Origin of the sequence: Serratia sp. K-E0102 (assembly GCF_029962625.1) — a bacterium.
GTDB classification, from domain to species: domain Bacteria; phylum Pseudomonadota; class Gammaproteobacteria; order Enterobacterales; family Enterobacteriaceae; genus Serratia; species Serratia sarumanii.
The window spans coordinates 3,359,728-3,378,592 of sequence record NZ_CP124754.1; the positions used below are offsets into that span (position 1 = coordinate 3,359,728).

General features: G+C 61.6%; 18 protein-coding genes and 1 tRNA gene. 4 read left to right on the forward strand and 15 right to left on the reverse strand.

Annotated features, from left to right (window positions below):
- Positions 1–88: 88 nt before the first annotated feature.
- The 5 genes from SSARUM2_RS16130 to SSARUM2_RS16150 form a co-directional block, all read right to left on the reverse strand.
- Entirely contained in the window at positions 89–1,699 is a 1,611-nt protein-coding gene (locus SSARUM2_RS16130) for an MFS transporter (protein ID WP_060425992.1), read from the reverse strand.
- Positions 1,692–2,117 (reverse strand): DoxX family protein, encoded by a 426-nt coding sequence (locus tag SSARUM2_RS16135; RefSeq protein ID WP_033639880.1) that lies wholly within the window; start codon positions 2,115–2,117, stop codon positions 1,692–1,694. The genes SSARUM2_RS16130 and SSARUM2_RS16135 overlap by 8 nt, the downstream gene beginning before the upstream one ends.
- A gap of 9 nt (positions 2,118–2,126) precedes the next feature.
- Positions 2,127–2,957 carry an alpha/beta hydrolase gene (locus SSARUM2_RS16140; protein WP_060452542.1) on the reverse strand — a complete coding sequence of 277 codons (831 nt, stop codon included), beginning with the start codon at positions 2,955–2,957 and terminating at the stop codon, positions 2,127–2,129.
- A gap of 142 nt (positions 2,958–3,099) precedes the next feature.
- On the reverse strand, positions 3,100–4,494 hold the full coding sequence (locus tag SSARUM2_RS16145; RefSeq protein WP_172448254.1) for an MFS transporter: 1,395 nt from the start codon (positions 4,492–4,494) through the stop codon (positions 3,100–3,102).
- A gap of 174 nt (positions 4,495–4,668) precedes the next feature.
- Positions 4,669–5,859 (reverse strand): sugar transporter, encoded by a 1,191-nt coding sequence (locus SSARUM2_RS16150; RefSeq protein WP_060421811.1) that lies wholly within the window; start codon positions 5,857–5,859, stop codon positions 4,669–4,671.
- 268 nt (positions 5,860–6,127) lie between these two features.
- On the opposite strand from SSARUM2_RS16150, the gene SSARUM2_RS16155 reads away from it, so the two are divergent.
- The gene (locus SSARUM2_RS16155; protein ID WP_060430605.1) at positions 6,128–6,814 is read left to right on the forward strand and encodes an aspartyl/asparaginyl beta-hydroxylase domain-containing protein; all 687 of its coding nucleotides are present in this window, start codon (positions 6,128–6,130) and stop codon (positions 6,812–6,814) included.
- Positions 6,815–6,843: 29 nt separating this feature from the next.
- On the opposite strand, the gene SSARUM2_RS16160 is transcribed toward SSARUM2_RS16155, so the two are convergent.
- From SSARUM2_RS16160 to SSARUM2_RS16180, 5 genes are all read right to left on the reverse strand, one after another.
- The gene (locus tag SSARUM2_RS16160; protein ID WP_033647952.1) at positions 6,844–7,560 is read right to left on the reverse strand and encodes an ABC transporter ATP-binding protein; all 717 of its coding nucleotides are present in this window, start codon (positions 7,558–7,560) and stop codon (positions 6,844–6,846) included.
- Positions 7,557–8,432 (reverse strand): ATP-binding cassette domain-containing protein, encoded by an 876-nt coding sequence (locus SSARUM2_RS16165; protein WP_033635209.1) that lies wholly within the window; start codon positions 8,430–8,432, stop codon positions 7,557–7,559. Before SSARUM2_RS16165 ends, SSARUM2_RS16160 begins: the two co-directional genes overlap by 4 nt.
- Positions 8,429–9,715 carry a high-affinity branched-chain amino acid ABC transporter permease LivM gene (gene livM / locus SSARUM2_RS16170; protein WP_033647953.1) on the reverse strand — a complete coding sequence of 429 codons (1,287 nt, stop codon included), beginning with the start codon at positions 9,713–9,715 and terminating at the stop codon, positions 8,429–8,431. The genes SSARUM2_RS16165 and livM overlap by 4 nt, the downstream gene beginning before the upstream one ends.
- A 10-nt stretch (positions 9,716–9,725) precedes the next feature.
- Positions 9,726–10,640, reverse strand: coding sequence for a branched-chain amino acid ABC transporter permease (locus SSARUM2_RS16175; RefSeq protein ID WP_060452541.1), 915 nt, complete (start codon positions 10,638–10,640; stop codon positions 9,726–9,728).
- Between the two features lie 125 nt (positions 10,641–10,765).
- A complete protein-coding gene (locus tag SSARUM2_RS16180; RefSeq protein WP_033647954.1) occupies positions 10,766–11,884 on the reverse strand; it encodes a branched-chain amino acid ABC transporter substrate-binding protein in 1,119 nt (372 codons plus the stop codon).
- 454 nt (positions 11,885–12,338) lie between these two features.
- Between SSARUM2_RS16180 and SSARUM2_RS16185 the strand changes: the two genes are divergently transcribed.
- Positions 12,339–12,414 (forward strand) — tRNA-Asn (locus tag SSARUM2_RS16185).
- 73 nt (positions 12,415–12,487) lie between these two features.
- Here SSARUM2_RS16185 and SSARUM2_RS16190 read toward each other — a convergent pair.
- From SSARUM2_RS16190 to SSARUM2_RS16200, 3 genes are all read right to left on the reverse strand, one after another.
- On the reverse strand, positions 12,488–13,696 hold the full coding sequence (locus SSARUM2_RS16190) for an aldose 1-epimerase family protein (protein WP_039565158.1): 1,209 nt from the start codon (positions 13,694–13,696) through the stop codon (positions 12,488–12,490).
- A 399-nt stretch (positions 13,697–14,095) separates the two neighbouring features.
- Positions 14,096–14,398: an XRE family transcriptional regulator gene (locus SSARUM2_RS16195; protein WP_033635213.1), complete on the reverse strand. Its 303-nt coding sequence runs from the start codon at positions 14,396–14,398 to the stop codon at positions 14,096–14,098.
- A gap of 4 nt (positions 14,399–14,402) precedes the next feature.
- Positions 14,403–14,756, reverse strand: a complete 354-nt coding sequence (locus SSARUM2_RS16200) for a type II toxin-antitoxin system RelE/ParE family toxin (protein ID WP_033647956.1) — start codon at positions 14,754–14,756, stop codon at positions 14,403–14,405.
- 440 nt (positions 14,757–15,196) lie between these two features.
- Between SSARUM2_RS16200 and SSARUM2_RS16205 the strand changes: the two genes are divergently transcribed.
- Complete coding sequence (locus SSARUM2_RS16205; protein ID WP_048321788.1) at positions 15,197–16,492, forward strand: MFS transporter; 1,296 nt, start codon at positions 15,197–15,199, stop codon at positions 16,490–16,492.
- Positions 16,493–16,519: 27 nt separating this feature from the next.
- Positions 16,520–17,326, forward strand: coding sequence for a substrate-binding domain-containing protein (locus SSARUM2_RS16210; protein WP_048321789.1), 807 nt, complete (start codon positions 16,520–16,522; stop codon positions 17,324–17,326).
- Here the strand turns inward: SSARUM2_RS16210 and SSARUM2_RS16215 are convergent.
- A complete protein-coding gene (locus SSARUM2_RS16215) occupies positions 17,301–18,200 on the reverse strand; it encodes a LysR family transcriptional regulator (protein ID WP_060452540.1) in 900 nt (299 codons plus the stop codon). The two genes, SSARUM2_RS16210 and SSARUM2_RS16215, sit on opposite strands and share 26 nt — an antisense overlap.
- A 92-nt stretch (positions 18,201–18,292) precedes the next feature.
- Entirely contained in the window at positions 18,293–18,658 is a 366-nt protein-coding gene (locus SSARUM2_RS16220; protein WP_033635218.1) for a diacylglycerol kinase, read from the reverse strand.
- Positions 18,659–18,865: the final 207 nt, after the last annotated feature.

The following is an 18,865-nucleotide window of genomic DNA, read 5'->3' on the forward strand; positions in this document are numbered from 1 at the left end:
CTCCCTGTGCTGACTACATTCGTCTTACGGCGGCCGCGCCGCCGAACCGACCAAAAGCATAGCACCTTCTCACCGCCTGGCCGCGCAGTTAATGCTTCACCTGATGTCTGTCCAGCGACAGGAAGTGATGCACCACCGGTTTCTCCGGCCCGATATGGAAGCGCAGCGCCTCCTGCTGCAGATCGGCGTCGGCGTGCGACACCCGCTGGTGCTGGCGCAGGTGCTCCGCCCAGGACTCCACCAGGAACCACTCCATGATGCATTCCGGATCGCCGGTATGCTCGGTGATGCCCCAGGCGTAAGCGCCATCGCGGCGGCGTGCGCGCTCCAGCATCAGCAGCGTGCGCAAGAACTGCGGCCGATCCTGTTCGCGGATGCGGTACTCCACCTGAATCATCACCGGGCCGCGATCGTTCTCGACCGGCGTGTTGACCAGCGGCTCCGGCCAATGGTTCGACGGCTGCAGATCGGCCTCGCCGGTCGGCAGCCGCAGGCGGTGGAACAGCAGCCCCGCCGCCAACAGGCCGACGCCGCCGACCAGCAGCGTGGCGGCCACGCCCAGCTCCTGCGCCACCAGCCCCCACAGCAGGCTGCCCGCCGCCATCGCGCCGTTGAACACCATCAGGTAAATGGCCAGGCCGCGGCCGCGCACCCAGTTGGGCAGAACGCCCTGCGCCGCGCCGTTGAGCGTGGTCAGCGCGATAATCCAGCCTGCGCCCAGCACCAACAGCAGCACCACCGCCAGCCACTGCGGCGGCGCCAGCGACAGGGCCGCCATCACCACGGCGGTCAGCACCGCCGCCAGCAGCACCAGCCCGTCGGCGTTGAGCCGCTGGCGCAGGCGCGGCAGCGCGATCGCCCCGAGGATCGCCCCGGCGCCTACCGCCCCCAGCAGAACGCCGTAAAAGCCGGCGCTGCCGCCCAGCATGCGGCGCGCCACCAGCGGCAGCAGCGCCCAAACCGAGCTGGAGAAAGCGAAGAACACCGCCGCCCGCAGCAGTACCACGTGCAGTTCGCGGCTGGAACGGGCATAGCGCAGCCCGGCGCGGAAGGCGCCGAAGAAGTGTTCCGACAGGCCGCTGTCCTCGGCCTTCGGCCGCTTCCACCACAGCAGCGCCGCGATCACCAGCACATAGCTCATCACGTCCGCGCCGTAGGCCGCGCCGGCGCCGAAGCTGGCCAGCAGCAGGCCGCCGGCCGCCGGGCCGATGGAGCGGGCGATGTTGATGCCCAGCGAATTCAGCGCCACGGCGTTTTTCAGCTCGGTGCGCGGCACCAGCTCCGGCACGATCGCCTGCCAGGTCGGCCCCATCAGCGCCGCGCCGATGCCGCCGACAAAGGTCAGCGCCAGCAGGTATTCCACCGTCAACGCACCGGTCTGCGACAGCAGCAACAGGCTGCCGCTGACGCAGGCCAGCAGAATTTGCACGAAGATCAGAAAGCGCCGCCGATCGAGGATGTCCGACAGCACCCCGGCCGGGATCGCCAGCAGGAACACCGGCAGCGTGGCGGCGGTCTGCATCAGCGCCACCGCCGAAGGGTTGCTCGACAGATCGGTGATCAGCCACGAGCTGGCGACGTCGCGCATAAAGCTGCCGACGTTGCCGAGCACCGTGGCGCCCCACAGCACCGCAAATAAGGGGATTTTCAGCGGCGCGAAGCCGCCCGCCGCCGCCTTGTTGTCCGCCTGTTCAGCCATCCGTTCGCTCCTTCAAATCGTTAAATGCCACCAGCAACAGCGCGCCGGCCAGCCCAAGGTGTTCAAAAAATCCGTTCATCATCTGGCCGCGTTCCGCCCCGTCGAACTGCCAGAACGGATTGGCCATCAGCGTCGCCATCAGGGTAAAACCGGCCAGCGCCAACGCGCCGAGCCAGCGATAAAAGCCGCTCAGGATCAGCGCCGACGCCGCCAGTTCCAGCAGCGTCACCAGCACGGCGAACAGCGCCGCCGGCTGCAGACCGAAATGGGTCATCTCGGCGATGGCGCCTTCGACGTTCAGCGCCTTGACCAATCCGCCCTGAATGTAGGCGGCGCAAATGGCGAGCAGCAGCAGCCAGCGCACCGCGGGCGCATGCAGCCGCTGCGCGCAGCGGGCGGCGATAGCAGTCAGGTTCATCGCGCCCCCTTAAAACGGCGAATTCTGGATAAAGGCCAGCAGATCGGCGTTGAAGCGATCGGGATCGACCTGCGCCAAGCCGTGAGCGCCGTCGGCGTATACGTTCAGCTCCGCCTGTTGCATAAGCTTAGCGGCTTTCAGCGCCGAGGCACCGATCGGCACGATCCGATCGGCGTCGCCATGTACCAACAGCGTCGGCCTGTCGATCGCCAGCAGATCGGCGGTGAAGTCCACTTCGGAGAACGCGCTCACGCCGTCGTACTGCCCTTTCATGCCGCCCTGCATGGCCATCAGCCAGAAGTGGTCGATCAGCCCCGCATTGCTCTCCACCTCGTCGCAGTGGAGACCGTAGAACGGCACCGCCAGATCTTTGAAGAACTGCGAGCGGTTGCCCGCCACGCCGCTGCGAATGCCGTCGAAGGCCGCCATCGGTGTGCCTTCCGGGTTGACCGGCGTTTGCAGCATCAGCGGCGGCACGGCGCCCACCAGCACCACCTTCGCCACCCGATCGCTGCCGTGGCGGCCGATGTAGCGCGCCACTTCGCCGCCGCCGATGGCGTGGCCGACCAGGATCAGATCGCGCAGATCCAGCGTTTCGATCAGCAGAGCCAGATCGTCGGCGTATTGGTTGATGTCGTTGCCGTGCCAGGTCTGATCGGAACGGCCGTGGCCGCGGCGATCGTGGGCGATCACCCGGAATCCGCTCTGGCCGAAAAACAGCAGTTGGTTGTCCCAGGCATCGGCGGACAGCGGCCAACCGTGGGAGAACAGGATCGGCTGGCCGCGGCCCCAATCCTTATAGAAAATGCGCGCGCCATCGGGCGCGGTGAGGATGCTCATGACGTGTTCCCCGCTCGGTATTGAATTGGATTTTGTACCGGGTAACAGTACGGCAGGCGCAAAGGCAGTGATAACGGAATAATTTTCGCATGATCGCGAGTTTTTTTGCTGAAGAGGCCGGCGTCACCGCCGGCGCAAAACGTCAGATGTTTTCCAGATCGATACCGCGCGTTTTCGGGCCGAACAGCCCGATCACCAGCATCACGATCAGCATGCTGGCAACGATAAACGCGATCACCCCCAGCGAGCCGCCGTACTGCAGGATAATGCCGATGATAATGCTGCTGAACACCGTCGACAGGCGGCTGAAGGAGTAGCAGAAACCGACGGCGCGGGCGCGGATATGGGTCGGGAAGATCTCGGATTGATAGGAGTGGTAGCTGTAGGTCAGCCAGGCGTTGGACCAGGTGATGAAGAAGCCGCACAGGATCAGCCACAGCGGGTTGTTCTGCAGCGCGAACAGCGAGCCGAAGACCACCGTCACCAGGCAAGACAACACGATCTGCCACTTATTCTCCATCTTGTCGGCGTAGAAGCTGCACAGCAGCGAGCCCAGCGGGTAGGCCAGCGTAATGAAGAAAGCGTACAGCAGGCTGTGGGTGACCGATGCGCCCTTGCCCGACAGCAGCGCCGGCAGCCAGTTGCCGAAGCCGAAGAAGCCGATGGCCTGAAAGAAATTCATCACCACCAGCATCAGCGTGCGATCGCGATACTGCGGCGCCCAGATGTCGCGAAAGCGGCCGCGCAGCGGTGCCCCCTCGGCATCGTCCACCGGGCGCGACGGAAAGTCCACGGCTGTCACGCCGCAGCGCCGTTCCATATCCCGCATCACCTGCCGGGCCTGCGCATAGCGCCGCTGCTGCACCAGCCAGCGCGGCGACTCCGGCAGCCCTTTGCGCACCAGCCAGATCACCAGCGAGGCCAGCGCGCCGGCGATCACCACGTAGCGCCAGCCGCTCAGGCCCCAAATCGTCTGCGGCACCAGCCACCAGGACATCAACGCCACCGCCGGCACCGACAGGAACTGCACGAAGAACGCGAAGGCGAAAGCCCGGGTGCGCAGATGCGCGGGCACCCACTCCGTCAGATAGGTGTCGATGGTCACCAGCTCGATGCCGAGCCCGACGCCCACCAGAAAGCGCAGAAAGATCACCCACTCCGCCTGCTGTTGAAACGCCAGCAGCAGCGAGAAGGCGCCATACCAGATCAGGGCGAACATAAATGTGGCGCGGCGGCCGAAGCGATCGGCGTACGGGCTCAGCAGGCTGGCGCCGACGAACAGGCCAAGAAAGGTGGCGGAGGCGAAGGCCGCCTGGTCCGATACGCCGAAGACGCCCTGCGCGCCGGTGTGGAAAATGCCGTCGGCGATAAGGCCGGTGCTGATATAACCGGTCTGGAACAGATCGTAGAGTTCGAAAAAGCCGCCCAGCGACAGCAGAATGATAAAGCGCCACAGGCCGGCCGACGCGGGCAAGGCGTCGATTCTGGCCGCCAAATCCCGCGCATGGATCGGCGACGCCGCTACAGAGTCACTCACCGTTAACCTCGCATTAACATTTTTGATGGCTTTCTATGCTAGCGAAGCGGCGTCGGAGTTAAATTTTTAATTAGCAGACTATGAAAAAAAGTTAAGCATAAAACGCTGCAGCAGCCTGTTTTATCGCAGGAAAATACAGCGCGGGGTGCCGCAGCGGCCCCCCGAATCGGTGGCTTAACGGCTGGGGTGCTGCTGCAGCCGTTCGCTGCGGTAGAAGCTCAGCAGGCACCAGCCGAGGGCGATCAGCGCCAGCGGCGCGGCGACGAAACCGATGTTGCCCATGCCCAGATGCAGGCTCACCTGGTTGCCCAACAGCGCCCCGCTGCCGATGCCGAAGTTGTACAGGCCGGAGAAGATCGCCATCGCCACGTCGGTGGCGTCCGGCGCCAGGCTCAGCACTTTGGCCTGCATCGACAGGCCGATGGCCATGATCGCCATGCCCCAGAAGATGCACAGCACCGTCAGGTGGCTTTCGCTGCCGGCGGCCGGCAACAGCAGCAGCAGGCTCAAGGCCAGCAGCGCGATGGCGCCGATAAAGAAGCCGGAAGGAAAACGCTCGCTGTAGCGGCTGAACAGCAGGCTGCCGACGATGCCGGCGGCGCCGAACAGCAGCAGCATCAGCGTGGTGAAGTTCTCCGACAGCCCGGCCACGGTCTGGATAAACGGCTCGATGTAGCTGTAGGCGGTGAAGTGTGCCGTCACCACGATGACGGTCAGCATGTACAGCGCCAGCAGCGCCGGGCGCTTGAACAGCAGCGGCACGCTGGCCAGCGAACCGGAGTGCTCGCTTTTCAGCACCGGCAGCAGGCGCCACAGCAGCACCAGCGCCAGGGTGGCGCACACCGCGATGCCGATAAAGGTCATGCGCCAGCCGAGCAGCTGCCCCACCACCCGCCCGAGCGGCAGCCCGAGCACCATCGCCAGCGCGGTGCCGCCCGCCAGCAGGCTCAACGCCTGGGCTTTCTTGCCCGGCGGCGCCACGCGGATCGCCAGCGAAGCGGTGATCGACCAGAACACCGAGTGCGCCAGCGCCACGCCGGCGCGCGAGATGACCAGCGTGGTGAAGTTCCAGGCCACGGCGGTCAGCACGTGGCTGGCGATAAACAGCATGAACACGCCGATCAGCAGCTTGCGGCGCTCGATTTTGCTGGTCAGCAGCATGCACGCCAATGAGGCGGCGGCGACGATCCAGGCGTAGATGGTGATGATCAGGCCGACCTGTTCGGTTTGCATCGAGAAGCTGGCGGCGATGTCGCTCAACAGACCGACCGGAATAAATTCGGTGGTGTTGAAGATAAAGGCCGAGACGGCGAGGATAACCACGCGCAACCAGGCGGTTGAGCGCGAAACGGGAGCATGTTCCATGGTAAACAAAATCCGGACAGGTGCGGGCAAGTAGCGATATTTTAACCAACCGGCCCGCTAAATGCGATACGCGTCACACTTTAATTGTGTGGTTTTTTTCGCCGCATTTCGACACATTCGCAGACACACGGTTGCACAAATGCTGTGCTAATCTCTTGAAGCGTACCAATTTTTCCTGCCGCTCTTCCCCTCCGGCCGCCGCAGACGACGCGCCGCGCCGAAGAACCGCGCGCAGTGTCCATTTGGCGTTTTCTGAGGCGAGGTCATTATGTCCGCGATTTATGATTGGTCCGTGCTCGCATTGCGCAATGTTTACGATCGCCGCATTCAGGGCAAGCCGGTGCTCGACAGCGCCGCGCTGTTCCCCGACGCCGACCGTTTCACCGCCCAATGGCGGCAGATCCGCGAAGAGGCGCTGACCGTCGCCCACGATCTGCACAATATTCCCCGTTTTCACGAGATCATGATCCAACAGGAGTCGATCTCCGCCAACGACGCGCGCGACTGGCGCATGTTCATCATGAAGGCCTACGGCCAGCCGATCGCCCGCAACCTGGCGCGCTGCCCGACGCTGGCGGCGTTAATCGCTTCGTCCCCGGACGTGCTGTCCGCCTCGCTCTCTTTCCTGGCGCCCGGCAAGCAGGTGCCGCCCCACCGCGGGCCGTTTCGCGGCATTCTGCGCGGCTATCTGGTGCTGGACATGCCCAAACGCGCCGACGGCGCGCCGGCGGCGGTGCTGAAAGTGGACGGCCGCGAATACCGGCTGCACGAGGGGGAGTTCATGCTGTGGGACGACACCTTCGAACACGAAGTGTGGAACGACAGCCCGCAGGTGCGCACCGTGCTGCTGCTGGACATCCGCCGCCGCGACATGCCCGGCGGGCTGCGGCTGCTCTCCAGCGCCATCATCGCCCTGGTGCGGCTGAACGTGCGCTGGATGCAGAAACAGTTCTGAAGCGGGCCTCCCTGCCCGTGGGGCGGCGTTCAGCCGCCGCCCAGATAGGCCTTTCTCACCTCCGGATCGTTCAACAGCTCCTGGCCGCTGCCGGTGAGGCGGATCTGGCCGTTGACCATCACATAACCGCGATCGGACAGCTTCAGCGCGTGGTTGGCGTTCTGCTCCACCAGAAACAGCGTCATGCCGCTGCGGGTCAGCTCGCGCAGCACGCCGAAGATCTGCCGCACCACGATCGGCGCCAGCCCCAGACTCGGCTCGTCCAACAGCAGCAGCTTCGGCCGGCTCATCAGCGCGCGGGCGATCGCCAGCATCTGCTGCTCGCCGCCGGACAGGGTCATCGCTCGCTGGTTGCGCCGTTCCTTGAGGCGCGGAAACAGCTCGAACATGCGCTGCAGATCCTCCGCCAGATAGCGGTTGCCGACGGTGATGGTACCCATCAGCAGGTTCTCCTCCACGCTCATGTCCGGAAAGATGCGCCGCCCTTCCGGCGCTTGCGCGATGCCGCCGGCCGCCACGTAGTGCGTGGAGCGGCGGCTGATGTCCTCGCCGCCAAACAGGATCTGCCCGCCGGCGATGCGCGGCTGGCCGAAGATCGACATCAACAGCGTGGATTTTCCCGCGCCGTTGGCGCCGATCAGCGCCACCGTCTCCCCGGCGTTGACCTGCAGCGACACCTTGCGCAGCGCCTGGATCGGCCCGTAAAACACGTCCACTTCGCGAAATTCCAGCATCGCTTCGCTCATCCCGCCAGCTCCTCTTCGTCCGCGCCCAGGTAGGCGGCGATCACCGCCTCGTTGTGCTGGATCTCCTGCGGCGTGCCGCGGGCGATCACGTCGCCGTGATCGAGCACGATCACCCGATCGGAGATCTCCATCACCATGCCCATGTCATGCTCGATCAGCAGCACCGTGATGCCGTGATGCTGGCGCAGGAAACGGATGATGCGGCTCAGCGTGGCCGTTTCCACCGGGTTCAGCCCGGCGGCCGGTTCGTCGAGACAGATCATCTCCGGCGCAGTGCACATGGCGCGCGCGATCTCCAGCCGCCGCTGCTGGCCGTAGGACATCTCCCCAGCCAGCCGGTTGGCGCAGTCCACCAGATCCACCACCTCCAGCCAGTAGAAGGCGTGATCCAGCGCGGCGCTCTCCGCCCGGCGGTAGCCCGGCGTATTCAGCACCCCGGCGATCAGGTTGCGGTTGCTCTGCATGTGCTGCGCCACCAGCAGGTTCTCCACCACCGACATTTCGCGGAACAGGCGGATATTCTGGAAAGTGCGCGCCAGCCCGGCGCGGTTGACCAGGTGGGTGCCGCCGAACATCTTGTAATAGAGACGCGAGCCAAGCCGCTTCGGGCGTATCCAGTCGCCGGCGCGGAACTTCTGCCCCAGCACCTGGATCACGTCGGTCGGCCGCTTGTGGGTATTGAGCAGGATCGCGCCGCCGCTGGCGCGGTAAAAGCCGGTCAGGCAGTTGAATACCGTGGTCTTGCCGGCGCCGTTGGGGCCAATCAGGGCGGTGATGGAGCCGCGCTCCACCTCCAGATTGACGTCGTTCAGCGCCTTGATGCCGCCAAAGCGCATCATCAGGTGCTCCACCCGCAAAATGGCGTCGCTCATGGCGCCACCCCCTTGCGCTCGGCGAAGCTGGCGCGGCTGATGCGCACCAGCCCGCGCGGCCGCCAGATCATCATCGCCACCATCAGCACGCCGAACAGCAGCACCCGGTATTCGGCGAAGCTGCGCAGCAGCTCCGGCGCCACCGTCAGCACGAAGGCCGCCAGCACCACGCCGAGGGTGGAGCCCATGCCGCCCAGCACCACGATCGCCAGGATCAGCGCCGACTCGAAGAAGGTGAACGAGGTCGGGTTGACGAAGCCCTGATAGGTGGCGAAAAACACCCCCGCCAGCCCGGCGGTGGAGGCACCCAGCATAAAGGCCGACAGCTTCACCAGCACGTGATTGAGCCCGAGAGAGCGGCAGGCGATCTCATCCTCGCGCAGCGCCTCCCAGGCGCGGCCGATCGGCATGCGCGTCAGCCGGTGCTTGATGTACAGCACCAGCAGCACCACCAAAAACAGCACCGCGTAGATGAAAATGAACTTGAGGTTGGGGTTGTAATCGATGCCGAGAAACTCGTGGATCGGCACCCCGCCGTCTTTGGCGCGGCGGCCGAACTCCAGGCCGAACACCGTCGGCGCCGGCACCGAGACGCCGTTCGGCCCGCCGGTGAGCGACATCCAGTTGTTCAGCACCAGCCGGATGATCTCGCCGAACCCCAGCGTGACGATCGCCAGGTAGTCGCCGTGCATGCGCAGCACCGGAAAACCCAGCAGCGCGCCGGCCAGCGCCGCCATCAGCGCCCCCAGCGGCAGCATCGCCCAAAACCCCAGCCCGAGGTACTGATAGCCCAGCGCCAGCCCGTAGGCGCCGATGGCGTAAAACGCCACGTACCCCAGATCGAGCAGCCCCGCCAGCCCGACCACGATATTCAGCCCCAGGCCGAGCAGCACGTAGATCAGGCCGAGGATCGCCACCGTCAGCAGGTATTTGGTGGCGACGAACGGGAACAGCAGCGCGATCGCCGCCATCAGCGGCAGGAGCCAGCGCAGGTTGGATTTATAGCCCAGCGGCCGCACGTAAACGCCGTCGTTGCCACCGTCGAAGCGCGCCAGCACCCTGCGCCCCGGCGCGGTTTGCAGGAACAGGCTCAGCAGCAGCCGCCCGGCCATCACCGCGACGATAATCCACACCAGCCGGTGCGGTTCGAAGTTAAAGCTGTAGCCGTTCAGCACGATGCCGACGATCGGCCCGAACACGATCAGGGCGATCAGCCCGGCCAAGACGGCGTCCAGCAGGCTGCGTTTAACGTCCAGCCCGCCGTGGATCACGGATTGCGACATGGCGTTCTCCTTAAACCTTGGCGATCAGCGGCCGGCCAAGCAGGCCCTGCGGACGGAAGATCAGGATCGCCACCAGCAACCCGAAGGAGAACACGTCCTTGTAATCCGAGTTCACCATGCCGGCGAACTGCGCCTCCGCCACCCCGAGCAGCAATCCGCCCAGCATGGCACCCGGCAGCGAGCCGATGCCGCCCAGCACCGCGGCGGTGAAAGCCTTGATGCCGATGATAAAGCCGACGTAAAAATCGAAGGTGCCGTAGTTCATGGTGATCAGCACCCCGGCCAGCCCGGCCATGGCGGCGCCGATCACGAACACCAGAGAGATCACCCGATCGGTATTGATGCCGAGAATCGAGGCCATTTTGCGATCCTGCTGGGTGGCGCGGCAGATGCGCCCCAGACGGGTGCGCTGAATGATGTAGGTGAGGATCGCCATGCCGAGCAGCGACGCCACCAGAATAAACACTTTGGTGTAGGTGATTTGCACCACGCCGCTGTCGAACTCCAGGCGGAACACGCCGCTCAGCAGCGTTGGGATGCCCTGCTGGCGCGGCCCTTGGCTTATCTGCGCGTAGTTTTGCAGGATTAACGACATGCCGATGGCGGAGATCAGCGGCGCCAGGCGGGTGGAGTTGCGCAGCGGCTTGTAGGCGATGCGCTCGATCACCCAGCCGTACACCCCGGTGATGACGATGGTGAACACCAGCGTGCCGAGGATCAGCAGCGGGAACGAGTGCAGCCCGAAGAACGACAGCAGCGCCAAACCGATGGCGCACAGGTAGGCGGAGATCATGTACACCTCGCCGTGGGCGAAGTTGATCATGCCGATGATGCCGTAAACCATGGTGTAGCCGATGGCGATCAGGCCATACACCGCACCGAGGGTCAGGCCGTTGATCAGCTGTTGCAGAAAGAATACATCCATAATGAGCAGTCTCGCCTGGTAAGGCCGCCAACGCAGTCCGACGCGGCCCAAAGGTCATCGCGGAACGGGCTCGCCAGAGCGGCGAGCCCGTCGGTCATAGGGTTACAACTTCAAGGTTCGGCCGTTTACAGCTGGTGATATTTGCCCTTGTCATCCCATTGGTAGACCACGTAGTCCGAGACCTTCAGGTCGCCCTTCTGGTCCCAGGCTTTTTTGCCCATCACGGTATCCACATCGTGCGACTTCAGCCATTCGGCGGCCTTGGCGCTGTCTTTGCCGCCGGTGGCGTTGAAGGCGGCGGCGATCGCCTGGATCGAGGCGTAGGAGTAGAGGGTGTACCCTTCCGGCTCAAAGCCGCTGGCGCGGAACTTGGCGATCACCGCCTTGCCTTCCGGGATCTGACGCGGATCGTTGCCGAAGGTCATCAGCACGCCGTTGGTGTACTGCGGCCCGCCGGCGGCGGTCACCAGTTCTTCGGTCACCACGCAGTCGCCGGAGAAGAACTTGGCGGTCACGCCCTGCTCGCGCATCTGGCGCACCAGCGGCCCGGCTTCCGGATGGCAGCCGCCGAAGTAGACCACGTCCGGCTTGACCGAGGCGATCTTGGTCACCAGCGCGTTGAAGTCTTTCTCGCCGCGCGACAGCCCCTCATACAGCACTTCCTTAACCCCGCGCTTGTTCATCGCCGCCTTCGCCGCGTCCGCCAACCCCTGGCCATAGGTGTCTTTATCGTGGATCACCGCGATGCGCTTGGCCTTCAGGGTGTCCAGCATGTAGTTGGTGGCGATCACGCCCTGCTGATCGTCGCGCCCGCACATGCGGAACATGGTCTTCATGCCGCGCTCGGTGATCTGCGGGTTGGTGGAGCCGGGGGTGATGGCGATGATGCCGGCCTCGTCATACACCTCGGAGGCGGGCATGGTAGAAGAAGAGCAGAAGTGGCCGACCACCGCCGAGACCTTTTCCTGATCCACCAGCCGGTTGGCGACCGCGACCGCCTGTTTCGGTTCACAGGCGTCATCCCCCTGCACCAGCTTGATTTTTTCCCCTTTGATGCCGCCGGCGGCGTTGATGTCCGCCGCCGCCTGAGAAGCGCCGCGCCAATACTGATCGCCGTAGGTGGCGTTAGGCCCGGAGAACGGCCCGGCGACGCCGATGACGATATCGGCCTGCGCGGAAAACGCCGTACCTAAACAACCGATGAGCAAAGCAGCGAGCGGACTTTTTATCAATTTCGATGACATTGTTATCTTCCTCAGCACTGGTGTAGCGAAACGCCCGGGGGCGCGGAACTTTCACTTTATGTGTAGACGGGGAAAATAATTTTCTTGAGAGCGCAGTCGCATTCCCCAAAAATGGGTAAGCAAAAATCCAGCCATTGTGACGACGAATACATATTGTTTGCTTATTCATCCTACATATCAGTTGCGGCGCGGCGTTTGACGGGGTTAACGGGGGATAAGCCGTACGGCTAAGAGGGAAGGTGCAGGATAGCGAAAGTGACCCTGCACCATCGCCGTGCAACGGCTTGTGCAAACGACGTCAAAACGATTTGGGATGCAAAAATCAGCGCATAGCGATGAAAAATGCCGAAAAACAGCGCAAGGTGCTCATTCCCTCAGCAAACGCGCTTTTTTTGCAGTTTAGCGCTTTGACAAACCCCAGGCGCCCCGCTATTATTCGCCCCGTTCCAACAATTCCTCTGTAGTTCAGTCGGTAGAACGGCGGACTGTTAATCCGTATGTCACTGGTTCGAGTCCAGTCAGAGGAGCCATATTTAGAAAAGCCCGCTCAGGGAAACCCGAGCGGGCTTTTTGCTTTCACGCTAAATGCGTCGACAGGCAACGTTACTCTTTGGCTATCGGCGCGGCATTTTCATCAATTTTTACCTTACCCTGAATATCAGCAATCTTCTTCTCCAGATCCGCCACCTGCGCTTTGCTGTGCAGCAAGGTATAGGTCAGATCAAACTGCGCACTGGCGCCAGGCTGCAATTGCTTAACGCGTTTTTGTTCGCGCTCGATGGTGACCGGGTAGGCATAGCTGGTGCCCGGCTCAATCCCCGTCACATATCCCTGTTTTAACGTATCGGTATTCTTCCACAGCGTCAGGACGGGCAATTGGCGGGTATCGAACTGAATCGCCACCCCTTTGTCGCCCGCGTGATTGACCAGCGCCGCCAGTGTCTGATGATTCGGATCCGATAAGGGCTTAATGTTAAAGACCATTTCATCGAACCCTTTGGTGGGGCCGGCATAGGTTCCCCAGGTCTTCAACCCGGCTTTGGCATAGTCGTTAAACGGGCTGATGCTGGCCATCGGCGCCAGGAAGCGGGCGCCATTTTCCAGAATCGGCGCGCCGAAATTGCTGTGGTAGATAATCTGGTAGTCGTGGGGATAATCCGCCCGGTTGGTTAACACATCATGCAGGCTGAAACTGTTGCTGCCGGGTACGTAGCGCAGTTCGGTCAGGGTTTGCAGATCGGCTTTTTTGAATGTGCTCTCTTTGATCAGGCCGCGAATACGAATTTCATACGGCGCCGTATCCGCTACCTCAACCTCAACCAGTGAGGCCGGCGTATTGCCCGCTTTGCCGTGCAAGGTGTAAATTTGCCCTCCTTCGGTCACCGGATGACCGGTCCACTCATAGCCGCAGCGCACCATCATCTCATTGAAACCTTCCAGCCAGCCGAGCCCATTGCGGCTTTCCAGGTTGATAAAGGCGGGGTTGACCACCTCTTTGACCGGAGAATCCCACCCCATTTTCGCGCCAAATCCTTCCGCCCGCAGGAGGTTCATGCCGCGCGTGGGACTCAGCGTAATGGTCAGGCCATCCTCGCTGCGGATAATCACGACTTTGCTGCCTTCCTGCTTGCCGCCGTGCAACACTTTCTGCTCAATGCTGAACGTTTTATCCTTAACCTTCAGCGCCTCACTCGAAATCTTCCAGTTTCCTTTCTCCACGCCATCCTCAGCGCTGGTCAGCACCCAACTCTGCGCCGCCGCCTGCCCTGAAATCAGGGCCGAAAACACCGCCATAACCCACGTTTTCTTCATTTCCCTACCCCTTTAGCTGAATCGATTTTTTACTCACGAGAGAAATCTACTGTTAAGCAGGTTAAAGAAATGTGATGAACTTCACCGGGTGAATATTTGAATAAATAGTGCGATAAAAATACGAATTTGTTCGCAATTTTAATGAAACACGTTGAGTTATTGCACGTTAAATGAGCGATTAATCAACATAAGTCGTATCGTTTCAGCTTTGAGCAGGGGAGGGTTTATCGCGAAGGTACGGCGGGTGGCTTGTTAACGCTATCTGGCTCAAACGGCAGCGCCCATACAGCCAGCTCGCCTTGAGCCTCTTTGCTTTCACGGCTGCCTCCTGATATCGGAGGCGCCATATTGCGAACAGCCCGCTCAGGGAAACCCGAGCGGGATTTTTGCCGTTAGCGCTTACAGCACAAATTCGTAGTGAGAGCCGTCCGGCAGTTCAACATCCAGGCGCAGCTTGCCGCCGGCCGCCTCAACATAGCGTTTGAGCGAAGACAGTTTCAGATCGCGGCCCGGTTTTTCCATCACGGCAACGGTTGGTTGCCGGATACCCAGCGCCTGCGCCATTTCAACCTGCGTTTTCTGCACCTTCTCGCGCAGCTCGGCAAGGTGGATGTTCAGCATGATGTCAGCCGCCAGCGCTTGCGCTTTGGCCACGACCTCGGGCTTTTCATCCGCAATAAGCTGTTCCAGCGTTCTGCCCATCGCGTCACTCCTTCTCGTTTAATGTGTTCAGCCAGTTCGTGAATTCCCGATCGGCAGCCTGAATCATCCGATCGTAAAAACGTTTTTCATTACCGGCTTTATTGCCCGCGCAAAGTACAATGCCGATACGGTACGGATCGAAGGCGAAGAATGCCCGCAACGGTTCGCCACGGCTCTGAATGCGCAGCTCTTTCATATTGCTGTAACGCGAACCTTTAACCGTATCGGCATAGGGTCTGGGCAGCCCCGGCCCCTTTTCCCGCAGGATCATCAATGCGGCAAGCACGCCAGCCCGATCGGCATCGTGGAGTGAGCTAAACCAGTTATCAAACGCATCCGTTGTTTTAATTTCCCACACGGGACCTCCCTGCAAATATAGATCAACAACTATATAGATGTAAAGCTATAGCGGAGAGGCGTCAGAATGGCATGCAAAAGCATTCGTGGTTACTGCAATGCTGAACGCATATTCAGGCGTTTTTGCAAACGCAGTGCGAGGCATTCATCTTTTTACGAGCGGTAACGGACAATCGGTCAGAGGCACGGGGCGTTTCCCCGCCGCCCCTTTATGAACCCTGTCACAAAATGCGCATAACGTTTTCGGCGCTCTGCGCCGCGGGCGGCGAGCGATAAGTTTGTTAACGCCACGTTACATCAGGTTAGGCAACATTGTTAACGGCGATTGATGCGCCAAACGCATCGCGCCATGCGTTTATTGCGCTTATTTAGTTTATTTTCCTGAGCGAGTCTTCAGCAACAGGCGCGGCGTCAGGCGCCCATAACAAACTGGAGATAAAGATGCATTCCTCTACCTCACCCATGACCACCCGGGCCAGAACCGGCGCGATACTGCGCGTCACCTCCGGCAACTTTCTGGAACAGTTCGACTTCTTTCTGTTCGGCTTTTACGCTACCTACATCGCACACACCTTTTTCCCGGCCAGCAGCGAGTTCGCCTCGCTGATGATGACCTTCGCGGTATTCGGCGCAGGTTTTCTGATGCGCCCCATTGGCGCCATCGTGCTGGGCGCCTACATCGATAAAGTCGGCCGCCGCAAAGGGCTGATCGTCACCCTGTCGATCATGGCCGCGGGCACCTTCCTGATCGTGCTGATCCCCTCTTACCAGAGCATCGGGCTTTGGGCGCCGCTGCTGGTGCTGTGCGGGCGCCTGTTGCAAGGCTTCTCGGCGGGCGCGGAGCTGGGCGGCGTGTCCGTCTATCTGGCCGAAATCGCCACGCCGGGCCGTAAGGGCTTCTACACCAGCTGGCAGTCCGGCAGCCAGCAGGTGGCGATCATGGTGGCGGCAGCGATGGGCTTCGCGCTCAATGCGGCGCTGGAAGAAAGCGCCATTCGCGAATGGGGCTGGCGCCTGCCTTTCCTGTTCGGCTGCCTGATCGTTCCCTTCATCTTCTTGCTGCGCCGCAAGCTGGAAGAGACGCAGGAATTTACCGCCCGCCGTCACCACCTGGCGATGCGCGACGTGTTTAAAACCCTGCTGAAAAACTGGCCGGTGGTAATCGCCGGCATGCTGATGGTCGCCATGACCACCACCGCGTTTTACCTGATCACCGTGTATGCGCCGACCTTCGGCAAAAAGGTGCTGTTGCTCAGCGCCTCCGACAGCTTGCTGGTCACTTTACTGGTCGCGATTTCCAACTTCATCTGGCTGCCCATCGGCGGTGCGCTGTCGGATCGCTTCGGCCGCAAGCCGGTGCTGGTCGCCATGACGCTGCTGACGCTGGCCACCGCCTACCCGGCGCTGAGCCTGCTCGCCGCCGCCCCCAGCTTCAGCATGATGCTGGCCGTGCTGCTGTGGCTGTCCTTCATTTACGGCCTCTACAACGGCGCCATGATCCCGGCCTTAACCGAGATCATGCCAACGGAAGTGCGGGTGGCCGGGTTCTCGCTGGCCTACAGCCTGGCAACGGCGGTGTTCGGCGGCTTTACGCCGGTGATCTCCACCGCGTTGATCGAATACACCGGCGATAAGGCTTCCCCGGGCTACTGGATGAGCTTCGCCGCGCTGTGCGCCTTGCTGGCGACGCTGTATCTGTATCGCCGCATCGCCATGCCGCTGCAAACCGCACGCTAACGCGCCATCGCCATAAGGAATCATGCCATGCAAAAACTCACTCGTTCGATCCTCGCCGCGCTGGTGTGCGCCTCCTTCAGCACCGCGGCGCTGGCCAAAGACATGACCGTGATGATCTCCGGCGGCTTCAAGGCCGCGCTGGAGAAACTGGCCCCGGAATATGAAGCCCAAAGCGGCGACAAAATCATTCTGGTGTCCGGCCCTTCCATGGGGAAAACGCCGCAGGCGATCCCCGCGCGGCTGGCGCGCGGAGAGCAAGCCGATGTGGTGATCATGGTGGGCGACGCGCTGACCCAACTGGACAAAGGCGGCTGGATCCAGCCGGGTTCGCGCGTGGAGCTGGCCGATTCGCCGATCGGCATGGTGGTGAAACAGGGCGCGCCCAAGCCGGCGATAAAAACGGATGCCGAGCTGCGTAATGCCTTGCTGCAAGCCGACTCTTTCGCCTATTCCGACAGCGCCAGCGGCCGCTACGTCAGCGGCCAACTGTTCAAAAAGCTGGGCATCGAGGAACAGGTGAAAGGAAAAGCGCACATGGTTGAGCGCATTCCGGTGGCCTCTGAAGTGGCGCAGGGGAAATACGCGTTGGGCTTCCAGCAGGTCAGCGAATTGCTGCCCGTGGCGGGCGTCACCTTTATCGGCGAACTGCCGGAAAACGTGCAGTACATCACCCGCTTCGCCGGCGCGGTAACGGCCAAGGCGGAACATCGCCGCGAAGGCAAAGCGCTGCTGGAGTTCCTCGCCTCCTCTCAGGCACAGCCGACCATTCGCGCGACCGGCATGCGAAGCGTGCCGGCGCAGCAGCCGGTCAGGCAGAGTGATACTGTTCAGTAATCAGCTTTTCCAACTCGGCGGCGACGAAAGACTGCATGCGGCCGCCGCGCCGGATCAGGCCCACGGTGCGTTTCACCACCGGATCGACCAGCGGCACCGACGTCAACACTGAATGCTCTGAAGCGGGCATCGACATGGTGGGCACGGCGGCAATGCCGATGCCCGCCTCAACCATGCCCAGCATGGTCGTCACATGGCGAGTTTCGCACACGCTGGGGCGCTCCGGCACGAGGTGTTCCAGGCGCTGATCGAGCAGATTGCGATTGCCGGAGGTTTTATCCAGCGACACGTAATCCTGCTGATAAAATTCCCGCCAGGTGAGGCTCTTTTTAGCGGCGAGCGGATGGTCGCGCCGGCAGGCGGCCACGTAAACGTCCCCCACCAACGGCACAAATTCAAGGTTAGGCTGCAATCGCCCGGCAAAGCAGATGCCGAAGTCAGCCTGGCCGCCGGTGACCGCCTCAATCACATTGCCCGCGCTGCCGTCGATCAGCTTGACGCGCACGCGCGGATAGCGAAGCCGGAAACGGCGTATCACGTCGGGCATGAAATAGTAGGCCGCCGACGGCACCGTGGCGACGGTGACCAGCCCGGTACGCTCCTGGCTGACCTTATCGATATCGGCCAACACCGCTTCGACATTCATCAGCAGCTGATCCGAACGCTCGGCAAACGCCTGCCCGTACAGCGTCAGCGTCACGCGCCGGGTGGTGCGATCGAACAGTTTGCTGCCCAGCGCGTTTTCCAGCTTCTCAATCCTGCGGCTCAGGGCCGACTGCGACAGGCAGATGGATTCTGCTGCCAGCCGAAAATTGCCGTACTCCACCAGCGCGCGGAAGGCATAAAGATCGTTGAGATCAAAATTCACGGGCATAGCGGCCGACTCTCCTTGCTGAACGCAAAACATCGATGATAACCGCTTATAGCGCCACGGCAACCGGCCTGGCAATTGAGCCACCCAAGCCCTTATCGCCCCAGCAGCACCATTCCCCAAATAATGATAGTCATCACCACCGCCACCAGCTGCGCAGCGCCGCCCAGATCTTTAGCGCGTTTGGATAACGGATGTAATTCCAGCGAAATGCGATCGACCACGGTTTCAATCGCCGTATTAAGCAGCTCAACCACCAATAGCAGAAAACTGCAGGCGATTAATAACAGCCGTTCTATATTTGTAATATCTAAACCAAATGTAACAACCAGTAAAATGGCGTTAATAACCAATAATTGGCGAAACGCATCTTCGGTAAGCACGGCGTCAATAAATCCGGCCCAGGAATTCCTTATGCTGTAGGTTAATCGGCTTATTCCTTTTTTCTTTTCCACAGGCATGCAATCAGCTCTCGTCAATACTGCCACAATCACTCGCGAATAAATCACGCGGCGTGAATTTATCTCGAGTTTATTAATTAAAGGCCTTAACCGTTCTCTTCCCGGAGGCGATGCATGCACTCACGCGCCGTCACCCTGCCCCTGAAACGGCACCGCCCGAAAATGCCCCGGCGCGGTTATTATTCTGAGAACGTGAAAAGGCGATGC

Bases quoted from the DNA above. Each gene is read 5' to 3' on its own strand.
- SSARUM2_RS16215 (WP_060452540.1), bottom strand. From the start codon at position 18,200: ATGCCCGTGAATTTTGATCTCAACGATCTTTATGCCTTCCGCGCGCTG.
- SSARUM2_RS16175 (WP_060452541.1), bottom strand. From the start codon at position 10,640: ATGGATGTATTCTTTCTGCAACAGCTGATCAACGGCCTGACCCTCGGT.
- SSARUM2_RS16205 (WP_048321788.1), top strand. From the start codon at position 15,197: ATGCATTCCTCTACCTCACCCATGACCACCCGGGCCAGAACCGGCGCG.
- livM (WP_033647953.1), bottom strand. From the start codon at position 9,715: ATGTCGCAATCCGTGATCCACGGCGGGCTGGACGTTAAACGCAGCCTG.
- SSARUM2_RS16135 (WP_033639880.1), bottom strand. From the start codon at position 2,117: ATGAACCTGACTGCTATCGCCGCCCGCTGCGCGCAGCGGCTGCATGCG.
- SSARUM2_RS16150 (WP_060421811.1), bottom strand. From the start codon at position 5,859: ATGGAACATGCTCCCGTTTCGCGCTCAACCGCCTGGTTGCGCGTGGTT.
- SSARUM2_RS16190 (WP_039565158.1), bottom strand. From the start codon at position 13,696: ATGAAGAAAACGTGGGTTATGGCGGTGTTTTCGGCCCTGATTTCAGGG.
- SSARUM2_RS16180 (WP_033647954.1), bottom strand. From the start codon at position 11,884: ATGTCATCGAAATTGATAAAAAGTCCGCTCGCTGCTTTGCTCATCGGT.
- SSARUM2_RS16130 (WP_060425992.1), bottom strand. From the start codon at position 1,699: ATGGCTGAACAGGCGGACAACAAGGCGGCGGCGGGCGGCTTCGCGCCG.
- SSARUM2_RS16140 (WP_060452542.1), bottom strand. From the start codon at position 2,957: ATGAGCATCCTCACCGCGCCCGATGGCGCGCGCATTTTCTATAAGGAT.
- SSARUM2_RS16220 (WP_033635218.1), bottom strand. From the start codon at position 18,658: ATGCCTGTGGAAAAGAAAAAAGGAATAAGCCGATTAACCTACAGCATA.
- SSARUM2_RS16165 (WP_033635209.1), bottom strand. From the start codon at position 8,432: ATGAGCGACGCCATTTTGCGGGTGGAGCACCTGATGATGCGCTTTGGC.
- SSARUM2_RS16155 (WP_060430605.1), top strand. From the start codon at position 6,128: ATGTCCGCGATTTATGATTGGTCCGTGCTCGCATTGCGCAATGTTTAC.
- SSARUM2_RS16195 (WP_033635213.1), bottom strand. From the start codon at position 14,398: ATGGGCAGAACGCTGGAACAGCTTATTGCGGATGAAAAGCCCGAGGTC.
- SSARUM2_RS16210 (WP_048321789.1), top strand. From the start codon at position 16,520: ATGCAAAAACTCACTCGTTCGATCCTCGCCGCGCTGGTGTGCGCCTCC.
- SSARUM2_RS16160 (WP_033647952.1), bottom strand. From the start codon at position 7,560: ATGAGCGAAGCGATGCTGGAATTTCGCGAAGTGGACGTGTTTTACGGG.